Origin of the sequence: Pseudomonas sp. JV414, from assembly GCF_032424305.1 — a bacterium.
Lineage (GTDB): Bacteria > Pseudomonadota > Gammaproteobacteria > Pseudomonadales > Pseudomonadaceae > Aquipseudomonas > Aquipseudomonas lini.
This window is the reverse complement of sequence record NZ_VYKC01000016.1, coordinates 72051-87338: the sequence shown is the minus strand read 5'-3', so window position 1 is coordinate 87338 and position 15288 is coordinate 72051. Positions and strand designations below refer to the sequence as shown.

The following is a 15288-nucleotide window of genomic DNA, read 5'->3' as shown; positions in this document are numbered from 1 at the left end:
CGTACAGAAAAAAGTGGAAGCTCGAATATGATCGATCTCGCAACCTGGAACCTCAGCGTTCCTGTCGGCAGTCCGCCATACACCGTTGAAACAACCAAACTGGTGGACGGCTTCAAGGATCAATACTTCCACTCCGACACCGGCACCTTGTTTTTCTGGTCCCCGGTAACCGGCACCCGCACCGAAAACGCGGTTTACCCTCGCACCGAACTCCGCGAAACCTACAGCAATGGCACGCTGAAAAACTGGTACTACCCCGACGCCGATAACTTTCTGCGTGCGACCCTTACGGTCAGCAAGGTACCCAGCACGGGCAAGATCGTCATTGGTCAGATCCATGCCTACAAAAGCCAGAAGCCCATGGTGAAGCTCGAATATCAATACAAGGACTCCAGCGACACCGGAAACATCGTCGCCAAAGTCCGCATGCACCCCGACGACGACACCGCCCGGGTCATCACCATCGCCACTGGCATAAAACTCGATCGGGAATTTTCCTACCTCATCCACCTCAGCCCCGGCGGTGCATTGGGCATCAGCGCGGCGGGCTACCAGTGGGACACCGACATCAGCGCGATGTGGCGTGATAAACCGCTGTACTTCAAGGCCGGTGTCTACGTGCAGGACAACACCGGGTACACCAGCGAAGGCGGGGAAGCGACGTTCAGCAAGCTGGATATTGATCACGATACCTAAGTTGACTCGATCTACTGTAGCAGCTGCCGAGGCTGCGTTCGGTCGCGAAGCGGTCGCAGTCCGGCACATACGGTTCACCTGAAAAAACGTGGAGTCTGATTTTGCGACTGCAGCGCAGTCGAACGCAGCCTCGCAAGCTCGACAGCTGCTACGGGCAAAGAACGATCCGGGCATCCGTAAAACTCGTAGGATCGCTCCGACTGTGGCGAGGGGGCTTGCCCCCGTTGGGCTGCGAAGCAGCCCCAAGCCCCATCACCCAATTTCCTCAGACACACCGCAGTGCCCGGTTTTACGACGGCTGCGCCTCCGAACGGGGGCAAGCCCCCTCGCCACAATGAACGCGCACGGTCCTACACCCCGGTTGCAGCCACCAAAGTCGCCGCTTATAGTTCGCCCCGTCGCCGGCAACAGTCGACGATAGGGTTTCGCAGCCCTACCGAGTTAGAACCACAACCGTCAAAATACGACACGGGCAGCATTTGCCCGTACTCGTTTTTATGGCGGCTGTGCGTGGGAGACCTTTTGGTCTGCCGGGTCTTCCTCCTCGGTCTGCGAACCCGCGCACAGCTACCACCCCATTTGTTTAGCGCCACCGACTACCCGTCCTGATGCTCCGCTTCGCGAACGTCTCAACGCCGTCAGCAAATACATGAACCTACGCCGAGAACGGTATCAAGGCTCAATTTCCAAGCATTAAAAACCCGCATTTCTGTGGGTTTTTTATTACGTGCTTATTCTGACTCTTTCGGCAATGTGAAAGGCGCGGGCCCTTTAGAGTTTTGGATACTTCCCGGCTCTGGTGCAACTGGAATGGTGACAGGCGCAGGGCCTTTCGCTTTTGGTTTTACATCCTTGGTGCTCATAACTGCGTACTCCATTACAGGGTGGAGTTTTTATCCTGAGAGAATCGATAAAGGTTGTCTACTGTCAGATATGACAGTCATTTAGATACATTTGCGATAACGCGCCAAACCAAAGACGAGACAAAAAATTTATCTATGCTTATCACCCCAATCAGCTGTCCGTCTTGCCCACCGGTTTGCGCCTTAACCCCGACACAACTGTGTCATTCAGCGCCGCCATCCGCCCGGCATCCCACTCACGCTGCATATACGTAAACAGCTCGCCATCCACGCGATTCCGATTGGCCGCTAACGCTTGAGTCATCGCCTCGGCAATACACTCAATGATCAAGGCCGGCCTATCCACCGCGCAGTGTTTTCGACCGAACTCAATCAATTGCTGACGATCCGGGTAGTTTTTTACTTTGTTCATCTTGATGGCCAACGTACGGTCAACCAATGACCGCCCGGATTTGGGGTTGTAATTTTCGTAGACGGTCGTGGTCGTGACATCGAAAACCGGTGCCAATTGCACCGTTTCCAGCGCATCAGGATGGGTGTAGATCACCCCGAAATTCTTCAGGTGTGCGTCTCCGTTGCGGACCATGACTGAAAGACAAACCGAAGAGAAAAAGCGCTCCAGTTCGCGTACCGGATCGCCATGCCGGCAGACTTGGCCAATCACGGCCGCAAGGGTTTCATAGCTTTGGGAATACTTGTAGTTGTCATGGGGATCCTTGTTGAGCCCCAAAAGGACAGCCATGTCTTCGAACCCGAGCCGACCGGAAGCGGTCAGATCGAATCGCTCCATCACAAACAGATCACCGTTTTCCGAAAGCCAGAACGGCGGTGTTTCCAGGCCAGCAAGACGGGCCGCTTCCAGGCAGAGAAATTCATTCTGAGCCAGATGTGCGTACTCATCGGCGCCTGACTTAACAATCAGATCGGAGCTGAGCATGGTTTTTCGATGACCGGTGAGCTTATCCAGATCGGGTACCAGCACCTTGGGCTGCACACCTGAAATGCCCGACTCGAAGTAGGTATCGACGAGGAACTCGAAGACACCTTGCGAGGCATCCGCAGACAGGATTTCCTGCAGGCCGACCTGAGCACGAACGGACACGAGTGCCTCTATCGGGTTCTGGTAGGTGAGGCGCCCGATTTGATTCCCTCCGATGACCGATAACAGGCGCATTTCATCCACCTGCATGTGCTTGGCCATCCGGCGTTTGATCTGATCGGCCAGAAACCCTTCAGGCACATTCATATCGAAAATCGGATGCAGCACATTGCTCACCGAAGGCGTCGGGTCATAGGGCATGACCAGTGAGACTTCCCTGGGCGCATCGGCGGACTCGTAGGCAAACGAGAACTGCGAACCCTTGGACAGTTCGCCCGAAAAGCCTTGCGGTGTCATGACGTTGAGTAGCTTGACCTTACTCATCGTGCTCTACCAGATCAGCGAGGGATTTGAGGTCAATTCGGTTGTCGACAATTTCAAGCGCCATGCCCAGCGCTGATAGCACCCTGAACGCGGTGTACAGCGCGACATTTTCACCAGCCTCAAGGTCAATGATGGTTTTGCGGTTGCATTTTGCTCTGTGCGCCAGTATTGCCTGGCTATAGCCTTTGGCGCGTCGCAACTGGCGGACTCTTTCACCGAACACAGAAGGGTTATGCAGGAGCATGAATGTCACCTATATAGGACTTTTCTAGCGAATATTTTTATTATGTCCACTATAAGTAACATTTCAAGCGCCTTACGTCCGACAACGGCCAGATAAAATTCCGCCCACAAAAAACCCGCCTCTCGGCGGGTTCTTTATCAACACAGTTTAACGCTCAGGCTCAGTTCACCTTAGCGTTCAACTCACCCTTCAGATAACGCTGGTACATCCCTTCCAACGAGATCGGCTTGATCTTCGAAGCGTTGCCCGCTGTACCAAATTGGTTGTAACGGTCAATACACACATCACGCATGGCAGTCACGGTCGCGCCGAAGAACTTACGCGGGTCGAACTCGCTAGGGTTGGTAGCCATCAGGCGACGCATTGCACCGGTGGAGGCCAGGCGCAGGTCGGTGTCGATGTTGACCTTGCGCACGCCGTGCTTGATGCCTTCGACGATTTCTTCAACCGGTACGCCGTAGGTTTCTTTGATGTCGCCACCGTACTGGTTGATGATCGCCAGCCACTCTTGTGGCACGGAGGACGAACCGTGCATCACCAGGTGGGTGTTCGGGATGCGTTTGTGGATTTCTTTGATGCGGTCGATGGCCAGCACGTCACCGGTAGGTGGCTTGGTGAACTTGTAGGCGCCGTGGCTGGTGCCGATGGCGATGGCTAGGGCATCGACCTGGGTGCGTTTGACGAAGTCAGCGGCTTCTTCCGGGTCGGTCAGCATTTGGCTGTGATCCAGAACGCCTTCGGCGCCGATGCCGTCTTCTTCACCGGCCATGCCGGTTTCCAGCGAACCCAGGCAGCCCAGCTCGCCTTCTACCGATACGCCGCAGGCGTGAGCCATGGCGACGGTTTGTTGGGTAACGCGGACGTTGTAGTCGTAGTCGGTTGGGGTCTTGCCGTCTTCGCCAAGGGAACCGTCCATCATCACCGAGCTGAAGCCCAGTTGGATGGAGCGCTGGCAGACGTCAGGGCTGGTGCCGTGGTCCTGGTGCATGCACACCGGAATGTGCGGGAATTCTTCGATTGCCGCCAGGATCAGGTGACGCAGGAACGGTGCACCGGCGTATTTGCGAGCACCGGCCGAAGCCTGGACGATCACCGGGGAGTCAGTCTTGTCAGCGGCTTCCATGATGGCGCGCATCTGCTCAAGGTTGTTGACGTTGAAGGCTGGAACGCCGTAGCCGAACTCGGCTGCGTGGTCCAGCATCTGGCGCATGCTGATAAGTGCCATTGTGTGTGTCTCTCCCGGTTGAGGGTCGTTAATCGTGCCAGCCTGCCGTAGCGGCGGCGGCTATTCAAGTTATTGCAGATCGGGGGTTGGCCCGGGCTGCGAATTCGGTGTTGCCAAAAACCTTGTGTCGCTGAAACCTTGTGGCGAGGGGGCTTGCCCCCGTTCGGCTGCGAAGCAGTCGCAAATCGGATGACGCGCTTTAACTGAAGCACCGCGCCTGCTGGCTTCGGGAGTGCTTCGCACTCCAACGGGGGCAAGCCCCCTCGCCACAAAAGCCCGCTTGTGTCTTACTCGGCTTTACAACCGCGGCCAATCAAATCATTGGTGGCGACCCAGTACACCAGGCCCTCCTCACCTTTTACGTGAAACGCCAGCATGTCGTTGCTGTACAGCGAACCTTCGGCGCCCGGTTCAAGCTTCAAGCGGTAGACCTGATCGGCACCGCCCAGGCGAACGTCGACTTCCTTGCGGCTGACGTCAGTGTAGCGCCATAGCACTTTGGCCTGGCTGTCGCAGGTCCAGGTGGTCCAGCTGTCCGCTGGCTCGGCAGCGTTGAACAGGTTCAAATTGGCGCAACCTGCCAGCAATGCCAGTGCTGCAACGGCGATAAAGCGTTTCATCCGTGTTCCTCGACTGACGGCACACGCCGCCAGCCTTGAGTAAAGAGTCAGACCCCTCAAGGGCAACCATGTTCCTTGGTTGGGGCCTGTGTCTCGTATTTCTCCAGGCCATCGGGCCCGGAACGCTTGTTGATCACCGGGTTGGTTTCCGCCTGCCAATCGGCCTGGTAGCAGCCTTTTTCCTGTGTTTGCGGCGCGGGTTCCGGCGTGGCTTTCGGGTTACTCCCGCAAGCCGCCAGCATACCCGCGACGATCAACAGCATTAAGGTCCTGACCATCTGAACACTCCTTTGCCTGGTCAAATGCGCGGCCTCAGGCCTTGGCCCGGCTTTCCAGGACTTCAACGGCCGGCAGCACTTTGCCTTCGACGAATTCGAGGAACGCGCCGCCGCCGGTAGAAATGTAGGAGATTTGCTCGGCAACGCCATATTTATCGATAGCCGCCAAGGTGTCGCCGCCGCCAGCGATGGAGAATGCCGAGCTTTCCGCGATGGCCTGGGCCAGCACTTTGGTGCCGTTACCGAACTGGTCGAATTCGAACACGCCCACCGGGCCGTTCCACAGGATGGTCTTGGACGACTTCAGCAGCTCGGCGAAATTCGCCGCGGTCTGTGGGCCGATGTCCAGGATCATGTCGTCGGCGGCCACGTCGGCGATCAGCTTGACGGTCGCGGTCGCGCTTTCAGCGAATTCCTTGGCAACCACCACGTCCACCGGCAATGGCACGCTGACCTTGGCGGCGATTTCGCGGGCGGTGTCCAGCAGGTCCGGTTCGTACAAGGATTTGCCGACCGGATGACCGGCAGCGGCCAGGAAAGTGTTGGCGATGCCGCCACCGACGATCAGCTGGTTGCAGATCTGGCTCAGGCTGTTGAGCACGTCGAGTTTGGTCGACACTTTGGAGCCGGCAACGATAGCGGCCATTGGCTGCGCCGGGGCGCCCAGGGCTTTGCCCAGTGCATCCAGTTCGGCGGCCAGCAACGGGCCAGCGGCGGCGACTTTGGCGAACTTGGCCACGCCATGGGTCGAACCCTCGGCGCGGTGAGCGGTGCCGAAGGCGTCCATCACAAACACGTCGCACAGGGCGGCGTATTGCTTGGCCAGTTCGTCAGCGTTCTTTTTTTCGCCCTTGTTGAAGCGCACGTTTTCGAACAGCACGATGTCGCCGGCTTTCACGTCGACGCCACTCAGGTAATCGGACACCAGCGGCACTTCGCGGCCCAAGGCCTTGCTCAAGTAGTCAGCCACTGGCTTGAGGCTGTTCTCGGCCGAGAACTCGCCTTCGGTCGGACGGCCAAGGTGCGAGCAGACCATCACGGCCGCGCCTTTTTCCAGGGCCAGCTTGATGGTCGGCAGCGAAGCCAGGATTCGCGCATCGCTGGTGACAACACCATCCTTGACTGGGACGTTGAGGTCTTCGCGGATCAGTACGCGCTTACCTTGCAGATCGAGGTCGGTCATCTTCAACACGGTCATGGGTCGCATTTCCTGGATAGCTGTTTTAGAGAGCAGGTTTTGGTTGTGGTGCAGCTGTTTGCAAATAGTGTTCTGCAACGTCCAGCATTCGATTGGCAAAACCCCATTCGTTGTCGAACCACGCCAGGATGTTCACCAGCCGTGGGCCGGAAACGCGGGTCTGACTGGCATCGACGATGGCCGAATGTGGGTCATGATTGAAATCACAACTGGCGTGAGGCAACTCGGTGTAGGCCAGAAGGCCCTTGAGCGGGCCATGGGTGGCGGCCTCGCGCAGAATCCGGTTGACCTCGGTGGCGTCGGTATCGCTTACGGTCTGCATCGTAATGTCGAGGCAGGACACGTTAACCGTCGGCACCCGCACGGCTTTGGCCTGAATTCGCCCGGCAAGTTCCGGCAGCAGGCGTTCAATGCCTCGCGCCAGACCAGTGGACACCGGAATCACCGACTGGAACGCCGAACGGGTGCGGCGCAGGTCTTCGTGGTGATAGGCGTCGATCACCGGTTGATCGTTCATTGCCGAGTGGATGGTGGTGATCGACACATATTCCAGACCAATGGCCTGATTCAGCAGGCGCAACAGCGGCACGCCGCAGTTGGTGGTGCAGGAGGCGTTGGACACCAGCAGCTCGTCGCCGGTCAGGCAATCCTGGTTCACACCGTAGACGATGGTCGCGTCGACATCCGCCTCGCTGGCCATCGGCTGGGAGAACAGCACCCGTGGTGCGCCAGCATCGAGGAAACGCTGGCCGTCCTGACGGGTGTGGTAAGCGCCGGAGCACTCCAACACCAGATCGACGCCCAGTGACGCCCAATCGATGCCTTCGGGGGTGGCACTGCGCAAAACCTTCACGCAGTTGCCATTAATATGCAGACAATCGCCCTCGACCTTCACTTCGCCGGGAAACCGCCCGTGAGTGGAGTCGAAGCGTGTCAGGTATTCGATGCTGGCCATGTCGGCCAGATCGTTGATCGCGACAATTTCAAACCCAGCCGTCGAGCCTCGCTCAAACAACGCACGCAAGACGCAACGACCAATCCGGCCGTAGCCGTTGAGTGCAACTTTGTAAGGACGCGGTTGAGGCATGGGGTTCTCGATTACCGTGGTGAATCCGTCAGTGTTGCGTTGAATGTTCAATTGCCTTCGCGGGCAAGCCTCGCTCCTACAGATCACTTGTCTGTGGAATTGGATGATTTCCAATCCGGCAGACAACACATGACCCTGTAGGAGCGAGGCTTGCCCGCGAAGACGTCAGCACAGACAACGCAACTGTCGGACTTAGTCTTCCAGCAGCTCTTCAGCCTGACCCAGGATGTTTTCCAGGGTGAAGCCGAACTCTTCGAACAAGGCAGGCGCAGGCGCCGACTCGCCGTAGGTGGTCATGCCGATCACGCGGCCTTCCAGGCCCACGTACTTGTACCAGTAGTCCGCGTGGGCGGCCTCGATGGCGATACGTGCGCTGACCTGCAATGGCAGAACCGCTTGCTTGTAGCCGGCGTCCTGGGCTTCAAAGACGCTGGTGCACGGCATCGAAACAACACGCACCTTGCGGCCTTGCTCGGTCAGTTTGTCGAAGGCTTGAACGGCCAGGCCGACTTCCGAACCGGTAGCAATCAGGATCAGCTCAGGCTCGCCTGCGCAGTCTTTCAGCACGTAGCCGCCACGCGCGATCTCTTCGATCTGGATCGCATTGCGGGTCTGGTGCTGCAGGTTCTGACGGGAGAAGATCAGTGCCGACGGACCGTCGTCACGCTCCAGAGCAGATTTCCAGGCCACCGCCGATTCAACGGCATCGGCTGGACGCCAGGTGTCGAGGTTCGGCGTGCAGCGCAGGCTGGCCAGTTGCTCGATCGGCTGGTGAGTCGGGCCGTCTTCGCCCAGACCGATGGAGTCGTGGGTGAACACATAGATGATGCGTTTCTTCATCAACGCCGACATGCGCACTGCGTTGCGGGCGTATTCCATGAACATCAGGAAGGTCGCGCCGTAAGGCACCAGGCCACCGTGCAGGGCTACGCCGTTCATGATCGCGCTCATGCCGAACTCGCGAACGCCGTAGTACATGTAGTTGCCGCTGGCGTCTTCGGCGGTGACGCCTTTGCAACCTTTCCACAGGGTCAGGTTGGAGCCGGCCAGGTCAGCCGAACCGCCGAGCAGTTCCGGCAGCAGCGGGCCGAACGCATTCAGGGCGTTCTGGCTGGCTTTACGGCTGGCGATGGTTTCGCCCTTGGCTGCGACTTCAGCGATGTAGGCAGAAGCTTTTTCAGCGAAGTCAGTCGGCAGGTCACCGCTCAGGCGACGAACCAGCTCGTTGGCCAACTCAGGGAAAGCCGCGGAGTAAGCAGCGAAGCGTTGATCCCACTCGGCTTCGGCAGCGCGACCGGATTCCTTGGCATCCCACTCGGCATAGATGTTGGCCGGGATTTCGAACGGGCCGTGGTTCCACTTCAGTGCTTCACGGGTCAGAGCGATTTCCGCGTCACCCAATGGGGCGCCGTGGCAGTCTTCCTTGCCTTGCTTGTTCGGCGAACCGAAGCCAATGGTGGTCTTGCAGCAGATCAGCGTTGGCTGCTCGCTTTTGCGCGCCGTGTCGATGGCGATCTTGATTTCTTCCGGGTCATGACCGTCGACGTTGCGGATCACTTGCCAGTTGTAGGACTCGAAACGCTTCGGTGTGTCATCGGTGAACCAGCCTTCGACTTCGCCGTCGATGGAGATGCCGTTGTCGTCGTAGAAGGCGATCAGTTTGCCCAGGCCCAGCGTACCGGCCAGGGAGCTGACTTCGTGGGAAATGCCTTCCATCATGCAGCCATCACCCAGGAACACATAGGTGTGGTGATCGACGACGTTATGGCCGGGACGGTTGAACTGCGCTGCCAGGACTTTTTCTGCCAGGGCGAAACCCACGGCGTTGGCCAGGCCTTGGCCCAGTGGACCGGTGGTGGTTTCAACGCCCGGGGTGTAACCGAATTCCGGGTGACCCGGGGTGCGGCTGTGCAGCTGGCGGAAGTTTTTCAGGTCATCGATCGACAGGTCGTAGCCGGTCAGGTGCAGCAGCGAGTAGATCAGCATCGAACCGTGACCGTTGGACAGCACGAAGCGGTCACGGTCGGCGAACGATGGATTGCTCGGGTTGTGCTTCAGGTAGTCACGCCAAAGTACTTCGGCGATATCTGCCATACCCATAGGGGCACCGGGATGGCCGCTGTTGGCTTTTTGCACGGCATCCATGCTGAGGGCACGAATGGCGTTGGCACGCTCACGACGGCTGGGCATCGCTGTTCTCCTGCGGATATTGAATCGAGAGTGAATAAAACGAAACGGAAAAAAGGCGAGCATTTTCCCTCACCCACCCGCCTCGGGGCAATGACAGATAGTCATCTGAAGGCGTTTTTCCAATGGATAACGACGTATTCGACGGGTGAAACCTTTCCGCCGTTCGTTTGCTGACTGAACCTAACGCTGAGAAGTGCCATCTATCGAGCAATATCAAAACTTTTTGATATTGCTCTTGCGGTGATTTCTGACCGTCACTAGACTGCTGGCCTTATGAATTTACGCGCACCTTCCATTCGACATGACGATTGCGATGAGCTGGCGGCCCTGTGCAAGGCCGGCGGCGATCCTCTGCGGCTGAATGTATTGCGCGCGCTGGCCAACGACTCGTTCGGCGTACTGGAACTGGCGCAGATCTTCGGCATCGGCCAGTCCGGCATGAGTCATCACCTCAAGGTTTTGGCCCAAGCCAACCTGGTGGCGACCCGCCGTGAAGGCAATGCGATTTTCTACCGTCGCGCCCTGCCCCATACCGATCTGCTGGGCGGCAAGCTGCATGCCGCGCTGCTGGAAGAAGTGGACAACCTGACCCTGCCGACTGACGTTCAGTCGCGGATCGGTCAGGTCCATGGGCAACGGGCGGCGGCCAGCCAGGACTTTTTCTCACGGGTTGCGGAGAAGTTTCGCGCCCAGCAAGACTTGATCGCCGGCCTGCCGCAATACCGCGAAAGCGTGGTGGCATTGCTCGACAAGCTGAGTTTCGGCCCCGACGCCACAGCCATCGAAGTGGGTCCTGGCGATGGCGGTTTTCTGCCGGAGCTGGCGCGTCGTTTCGCCCAAGTCACGGCGCTGGACAACAGCCCGGCGATGCTCGATCTGGCCCGCCAGATCTGTGAACGTGAAATGCTGGCTAACGTCAGCCTGCAATTGGCCGATGCATTGAACGGTATAAGCCTCAAGGCTGATTGCGTTGTACTGAACATGGTACTGCACCATTTCGCCGCGCCGGCCGAAGCACTCAAGCGCATGGCCGACTTGCTGCAACCGGGCGGCAGCCTGCTCGTGACAGAGTTATGTAGCCACAACCAGAGTTGGGCCAGGGAGGCCTGCGGTGATCTGTGGTTGGGGTTTGAACAGGACGATCTGGCCCGTTGGGCCACCGCTGCGGGACTCGTTCCCGGGGAAAGCCTCTATGTAGGCTTACGTAATGGTTTCCAGATTCAGGTCCGCCATTTTCAGCGACCGGCTGGCGACACTCACCATCGGTAAATTCAGGAAAAAATCGAGATGAGCGAATACTCCCTCTTCACCTCCGAGTCCGTGTCTGAAGGGCATCCGGACAAAATCGCCGACCAGATTTCCGATGCGGTGCTGGACGCCATCATTGCTGAAGACAAGTTCGCCCGCGTGGCGTGCGAAACGCTGGTGAAAACCGGCGTGGCAATCATCGCAGGTGAAGTCACCACGTCGGCCTGGGTCGATCTGGAAGACATCGTCCGTAACGTGATTCTCGACATCGGCTACAACAGCTCCAATGTCGGTTTCGACGGCGCGACCTGCGGCGTGATGAACATCATCGGCAAGCAGTCCCCTGACATCAACCAAGGTGTCGATCGTGCCAAGCCTGAAGATCAGGGCGCCGGCGACCAGGGCCTGATGTTCGGCTACGCCAGCAACGAAACCGACGTGCTGATGCCAGCACCGATCACCTTCTCGCACCAATTGGTTCAACGTCAGGCTGAAGCCCGTAAATCCGGCCTGCTGCCTTGGCTGCGTCCGGACGCCAAGTCGCAAGTGACTTGCCGTTACGAAGGCGGCAAGGTTGTCGGTATCGACGCCGTTGTACTGTCGACCCAGCACAACCCTGACGTATCGTACAAAGATCTGCGCGAAGGCGTGATGGAACTGATCGTCAAGCACGTACTGCCTGCCGAGCTGCTGTCCAAGGACACCCAGTTCCACATCAACCCGACCGGCCAATTCATCATCGGTGGCCCGGTTGGCGACTGCGGCCTGACCGGTCGCAAGATCATCGTCGACAGCTACGGCGGCATGGCCCGTCACGGCGGTGGCGCGTTCTCCGGCAAGGATCCATCGAAGGTTGACCGTTCGGCAGCTTACGCCGGTCGTTACGTGGCCAAGAACATCGTCGCTGCCGGCCTGGCCGAGCGTTGCGAGATTCAGGTTTCCTACGCGATTGGTGTGGCGCAGCCTACGTCGATTTCGGTGAACACCTTCGGCACCGGCAAAATCAGCGACGACAAAATCGTCAAACTGGTTCGCGAAGTGTTCGACCTGCGTCCATACGCGATCACCACCATGCTCGACCTGCTGCACCCGATGTACCAGGAAACCGCTGCGTACGGCCACTTCGGTCGCACTCCGGCCACCAAGACCGTGGGCGACGATACGTTCACCACGTTCACCTGGGAAAAAACCGACCGCGCCGACGACCTGCGTGTCGCAGCTGGCCTGTAAGACTTTTCCTGCGGTACCCAAAGCCCCGCACGGTTCGCCGTGCGGGGCTTTTTCATGAGGAAGATCAAAAGATCGCAGCCTTCGGCAGCTCCTACAAGGGAATGGCGTACACCTGTAGGAGCTGCCGAAGGCTGCGATCTTTTGATCTTCCTATATCGAAATACGCAGAATTACACCCTTGCAACCCAAACCCGAAAACTGACTAGCCTTGAAAGCATCCCAACGAGCAAGGACGCTCTCGATGCTGCCTAACCTGCGCCTGTTTTTCTGCTTCCTGCTGACCGTCGCCTGCCTGACCGCCAATGCCGCCGGATGCCCTGACTGGCCACCGGCCCGCGCGCAGGAAGAAATCACCACCCTGCAACTGCAAATCGATCGCTGGGACGACAGCTACCACCGTGAAGGCCAGTCGCTGATCGCCGATGAACTCTACGATCAGTCCCGTGCGCGACTGACCGAATGGCGTGAATGTTTTGATTCAGGCCTCTCCGCCGAACCATTGCGCACGGCCGGCGGCACGGTTGCTCACCCCATCGCCCACACCGGCCTGGAAAAACTGCGCGATGGGCGCGCCGTCGAAGCTTGGCTAAAAGATCGGGGAGAGGCCTGGGTTCAGCCCAAGGTCGACGGTGTGGCGGTGACATTGGTCTATCGCAACGGCTGGCTGCATCAGGCGATCAGCCGGGGAGACGGGGTAAACGGCCAGGACTGGACTGCCTCGGCGCGCCAGATCGCCGCCATCCCTCAAAAGCTTCCGCAGCCACTGGATTTGTTGCTGCAAGGCGAACTCTATTGGCGCCTGAGCGAACACGTACAAGCCCAGGCCGGCAGCCTCAATGCCCGCGCCACGGTGGCCGGGTTGATGGCACGCAAGGCACTGAGCACCGAGCAAGCCGCCGGCATCGGGTTGTTTGTCTGGGACTGGCCGCAAGGCCCGAAAAACCTGCCGGCCCGGGTGGCGGCCCTGGATGAATTGGGGTTCCCGAGCACGGCGCCCTACAGTCAGCCGATCAAGGCATTTGCCGATGCCGAACGCTGGCGCGATCACTGGTATCGCTCGCCCCTGCCCTTTGCCAGCGATGGGGTCGTGTTGCGCCAGGACCAACGCCCACCGGCCGAGCGCTGGCAGGCGAAAACTCCTTATTGGAGCGTCGCTTGGAAATACCCTTTTGCCCAGGCGCTGGCCGAGGTGCGCAAGGTCCACTTCAAGATCGGACGAACCGGCCGGATCACACCGGTGCTGGATCTGGTACCGGTGATGCTCGATGACCGACAGATCAAGCGCGTGAGTGTCAGTTCCCTGCAACGCTGGGAAGCGCTGGACATTCGGCCCGGCGACCAAGTCGCCATCAGCCTGGCGGGGCTGACTATCCCCAGGCTCGATGGTGTCGTATTGCGCAGTACTGAACGCCCGGAATTGAATGTGCCGCTGGCAGCAGACTTTCATCCGTTAAGCTGCTGGCAACCGACACCAGGATGCGAAAGCCAATTCCTCGCACGCCTGAGTTGGCTCAGCGGCAAACAGGGGCTGGCCTTGCCTCATGTCGGACCAGGCACCTGGGAGAAACTGCTCAAGGCCGAACGCCTTGACAGTCTGCTCGATTGGATGACCCTCGATGGGCAAGAGCTTGCTAACATTGACGGCTTCGGTGAGCGCAGCAGTGCTCGTCTTTTGAACAGTTTCAACAGCGCCCGGCAACGCCCATTCGCTCGCTGGCTCAAAGCCCTGGGCTTGCCGCCGACCGGCCAGGCACGCCTCGCCGATTCATGGCAGGCGCTGGCACAACGAAACACCGAACAATGGCAGGCCGAAGCCGGCATCGGCCCGGGGCGCGCAGCGCAATTGAGCGCATTTTTCCGCGACCCGCAGGTCCTGGCCTTGAGTGAGACATTACGTGTTGCCGGGATTGATGGCTTCTAGACGCCCGCCCTGTCTGAGAGCCGGGAACCCAAAGGTGCCGGTGCGCTCAAACAGCCCATCGCTATATCGAATTTTTCACCTGGAGCTTTTATGAAACTTCTTTCACCGCTCGCCGTGTTGACCCTGTGCAGCGTGATGGCCGCTCCATTGATGGCCAACGAAGATGCCCCGGGCCTGACCGGCTGTGCAGCTAAAAAACAGGGCATCATCAACCAGATTGAACTGGCCAAGTCCCGCGGCAACGCCGATCAACAGGCTGGCCTGGAAACCGCCCTGAACGAAGTGACTACCCATTGCACCGACGCTTCCTTGAAGAAGGAACGGGAAAACAAGGTGCTCGACGCCAAGCACGAAGTCAGCACGCGTCAGGCCGATCTCGAGAAGGCGATGAAAAAAGGCGACGCCGAGAAGATCAACAAGCGCAAAGACAAACTGGCTCAATCGCGCAAGGAATTGCAGGAAGCGTTGGATGAGTTGGATAAGTAAAAAGATCTTTCAAGATCAAAAGATCGCAGCCTTCGGCAGCTCCTACAGGAGTACGCGCTCCCATGTAGGAGTTGCCGAAGGCTACGATCTTTTCTGGAATCAATGATCCCGAAACTCTTTATGGCAGGCACTGCAAGCATCTTCGACTTTCTGTATCGCCGGCCCCAGGTTGCTGACCTTGTAGGGCTGAACCTTGCTGACAATCACCAGTTCACCGGTGGCGTCTTCAAGGGTGCGAGCCATTTCCTGAAAGCGTGCCTGCTTCTGCCAGACATCATTCTTGGCGCTGGTGTGATCCTCTTCGCGCACCTGCGGGAAATGCTTCCACGGCTCACGGGACAAAGCATCGAGTTTCACGGCGCCGTCGGCGAATTTCGAGCCATCGAACGGAATACGCCCACGCAACATACCGCCCAGGTCTTCGCCAGTCTTGAGCATCTGCTTGAAAATCGCCTTGCGCTGACCCAGCGGCGAGTTCGGGTCGACACCACCGCAGGCGGACAAGGTCAGGCAGGCCAGCAATACAACAAAAAGTCTTTTAAGAGTCATGGTGGCTTCAGGTCACTGGAAACGGCGGCC

At 58.6% G+C, this 15288-nt stretch carries 14 protein-coding genes; 5 read left to right on the top strand and 9 right to left on the bottom strand.

Going from position 1 to position 15288, the window contains the following annotated elements; translation table 11 throughout:
- The first annotated feature begins 27 nt into the window (after positions 1-27).
- Positions 28-696, top strand: coding sequence for a polysaccharide lyase family 7 protein (locus tag F6R97_RS16900; RefSeq protein ID WP_038981067.1), 669 nt, complete (start codon positions 28-30; stop codon positions 694-696).
- A 1014-nt stretch (positions 697-1710) separates the two neighbouring features.
- Here F6R97_RS16900 and F6R97_RS16895 read toward each other — a convergent pair.
- The 8 genes from F6R97_RS16895 to tkt all read right to left on the bottom strand — a co-directional run bounded on the left by F6R97_RS16895 (position 1711) and on the right by tkt (position 9824).
- Positions 1711-2982 (bottom strand): type II toxin-antitoxin system HipA family toxin, encoded by a 1272-nt coding sequence (locus tag F6R97_RS16895; RefSeq protein ID WP_038981065.1) that lies wholly within the window; start codon positions 2980-2982, stop codon positions 1711-1713.
- On the bottom strand, positions 2975-3226 hold the full coding sequence (locus F6R97_RS16890; RefSeq protein WP_008010309.1) for a helix-turn-helix transcriptional regulator: 252 nt from the start codon (positions 3224-3226) through the stop codon (positions 2975-2977). The genes F6R97_RS16895 and F6R97_RS16890 overlap by 8 nt, the downstream gene beginning before the upstream one ends.
- A gap of 160 nt (positions 3227-3386) precedes the next feature.
- The gene (fba, locus tag F6R97_RS16885; RefSeq protein ID WP_007945427.1) at positions 3387-4451 is read right to left on the bottom strand and encodes a class II fructose-bisphosphate aldolase; all 1065 of its coding nucleotides are present in this window, start codon (positions 4449-4451) and stop codon (positions 3387-3389) included.
- 287 nt (positions 4452-4738) lie between these two features.
- On the bottom strand, positions 4739-5071 hold the full coding sequence (locus F6R97_RS16880; protein WP_038981062.1) for an MliC family protein: 333 nt from the start codon (positions 5069-5071) through the stop codon (positions 4739-4741).
- A 56-nt stretch (positions 5072-5127) separates the two neighbouring features.
- Positions 5128-5349 carry a hypothetical protein gene (locus F6R97_RS16875; RefSeq protein ID WP_315866842.1) on the bottom strand — a complete coding sequence of 74 codons (222 nt, stop codon included), beginning with the start codon at positions 5347-5349 and terminating at the stop codon, positions 5128-5130.
- Between the two features lie 34 nt (positions 5350-5383).
- Positions 5384-6547: a phosphoglycerate kinase gene (locus F6R97_RS16870; protein WP_038981058.1), complete on the bottom strand. Its 1164-nt coding sequence runs from the start codon at positions 6545-6547 to the stop codon at positions 5384-5386.
- A gap of 25 nt (positions 6548-6572) precedes the next feature.
- Positions 6573-7634, bottom strand: a complete 1062-nt coding sequence (gene epd / locus F6R97_RS16865; RefSeq protein WP_038981056.1) for an erythrose-4-phosphate dehydrogenase — start codon at positions 7632-7634, stop codon at positions 6573-6575.
- A 192-nt stretch (positions 7635-7826) separates the two neighbouring features.
- On the bottom strand, positions 7827-9824 hold the full coding sequence (gene tkt, locus F6R97_RS16860; protein WP_038981054.1) for a transketolase: 1998 nt from the start codon (positions 9822-9824) through the stop codon (positions 7827-7829).
- A gap of 273 nt (positions 9825-10097) precedes the next feature.
- Between tkt and F6R97_RS16855 the strand changes: the two genes are divergently transcribed.
- The 4 genes from F6R97_RS16855 to F6R97_RS16840 all read left to right on the top strand — a co-directional run bounded on the left by F6R97_RS16855 (position 10098) and on the right by F6R97_RS16840 (position 14709).
- Positions 10098-11093, top strand: coding sequence for an ArsR/SmtB family transcription factor (locus F6R97_RS16855; RefSeq protein ID WP_038981051.1), 996 nt, complete (start codon positions 10098-10100; stop codon positions 11091-11093).
- An 18-nt stretch (positions 11094-11111) separates the two neighbouring features.
- Positions 11112-12302, top strand: a complete 1191-nt coding sequence (gene metK / locus F6R97_RS16850; RefSeq protein ID WP_038981049.1) for a methionine adenosyltransferase — start codon at positions 11112-11114, stop codon at positions 12300-12302.
- 241 nt (positions 12303-12543) lie between these two features.
- Positions 12544-14223, top strand: a complete 1680-nt coding sequence (gene ligB, locus F6R97_RS16845) for an NAD-dependent DNA ligase LigB (protein WP_315866841.1) — start codon at positions 12544-12546, stop codon at positions 14221-14223.
- A 90-nt stretch (positions 14224-14313) separates the two neighbouring features.
- Positions 14314-14709 carry a DUF1090 domain-containing protein gene (locus tag F6R97_RS16840; protein ID WP_048396359.1) on the top strand — a complete coding sequence of 132 codons (396 nt, stop codon included), beginning with the start codon at positions 14314-14316 and terminating at the stop codon, positions 14707-14709.
- Between the two features lie 99 nt (positions 14710-14808).
- Here F6R97_RS16840 and F6R97_RS16835 read toward each other — a convergent pair whose 3' ends face one another.
- On the bottom strand, positions 14809-15258 hold the full coding sequence (locus F6R97_RS16835; protein ID WP_315866840.1) for a cytochrome c: 450 nt from the start codon (positions 15256-15258) through the stop codon (positions 14809-14811).
- Positions 15259-15288: the final 30 nt, after the last annotated feature.

Bases quoted from the DNA above. Each gene is read 5' to 3' on its own strand.
- F6R97_RS16840 (WP_048396359.1), top strand. From the start codon at position 14,314: ATGAAACTTCTTTCACCGCTCGCCGTGTTGACCCTGTGCAGCGTGATG.
- metK (WP_038981049.1), top strand. From the start codon at position 11,112: ATGAGCGAATACTCCCTCTTCACCTCCGAGTCCGTGTCTGAAGGGCAT.
- fba (WP_007945427.1), bottom strand. From the start codon at position 4,451: ATGGCACTTATCAGCATGCGCCAGATGCTGGACCACGCAGCCGAGTTC.
- F6R97_RS16855 (WP_038981051.1), top strand. From the start codon at position 10,098: ATGAATTTACGCGCACCTTCCATTCGACATGACGATTGCGATGAGCTG.
- F6R97_RS16895 (WP_038981065.1), bottom strand. From the start codon at position 2,982: ATGAGTAAGGTCAAGCTACTCAACGTCATGACACCGCAAGGCTTTTCG.
- F6R97_RS16890 (WP_008010309.1), bottom strand. From the start codon at position 3,226: ATGCTCCTGCATAACCCTTCTGTGTTCGGTGAAAGAGTCCGCCAGTTG.
- F6R97_RS16880 (WP_038981062.1), bottom strand. From the start codon at position 5,071: ATGAAACGCTTTATCGCCGTTGCAGCACTGGCATTGCTGGCAGGTTGC.
- F6R97_RS16875 (WP_315866842.1), bottom strand. From the start codon at position 5,349: ATGGTCAGGACCTTAATGCTGTTGATCGTCGCGGGTATGCTGGCGGCT.
- F6R97_RS16900 (WP_038981067.1), top strand. From the start codon at position 28: ATGATCGATCTCGCAACCTGGAACCTCAGCGTTCCTGTCGGCAGTCCG.
- F6R97_RS16835 (WP_315866840.1), bottom strand. From the start codon at position 15,258: ATGACTCTTAAAAGACTTTTTGTTGTATTGCTGGCCTGCCTGACCTTG.
- F6R97_RS16870 (WP_038981058.1), bottom strand. From the start codon at position 6,547: ATGACCGTGTTGAAGATGACCGACCTCGATCTGCAAGGTAAGCGCGTA.
- epd (WP_038981056.1), bottom strand. From the start codon at position 7,634: ATGCCTCAACCGCGTCCTTACAAAGTTGCACTCAACGGCTACGGCCGG.
- ligB (WP_315866841.1), top strand. From the start codon at position 12,544: ATGCTGCCTAACCTGCGCCTGTTTTTCTGCTTCCTGCTGACCGTCGCC.
- tkt (WP_038981054.1), bottom strand. From the start codon at position 9,824: ATGCCCAGCCGTCGTGAGCGTGCCAACGCCATTCGTGCCCTCAGCATG.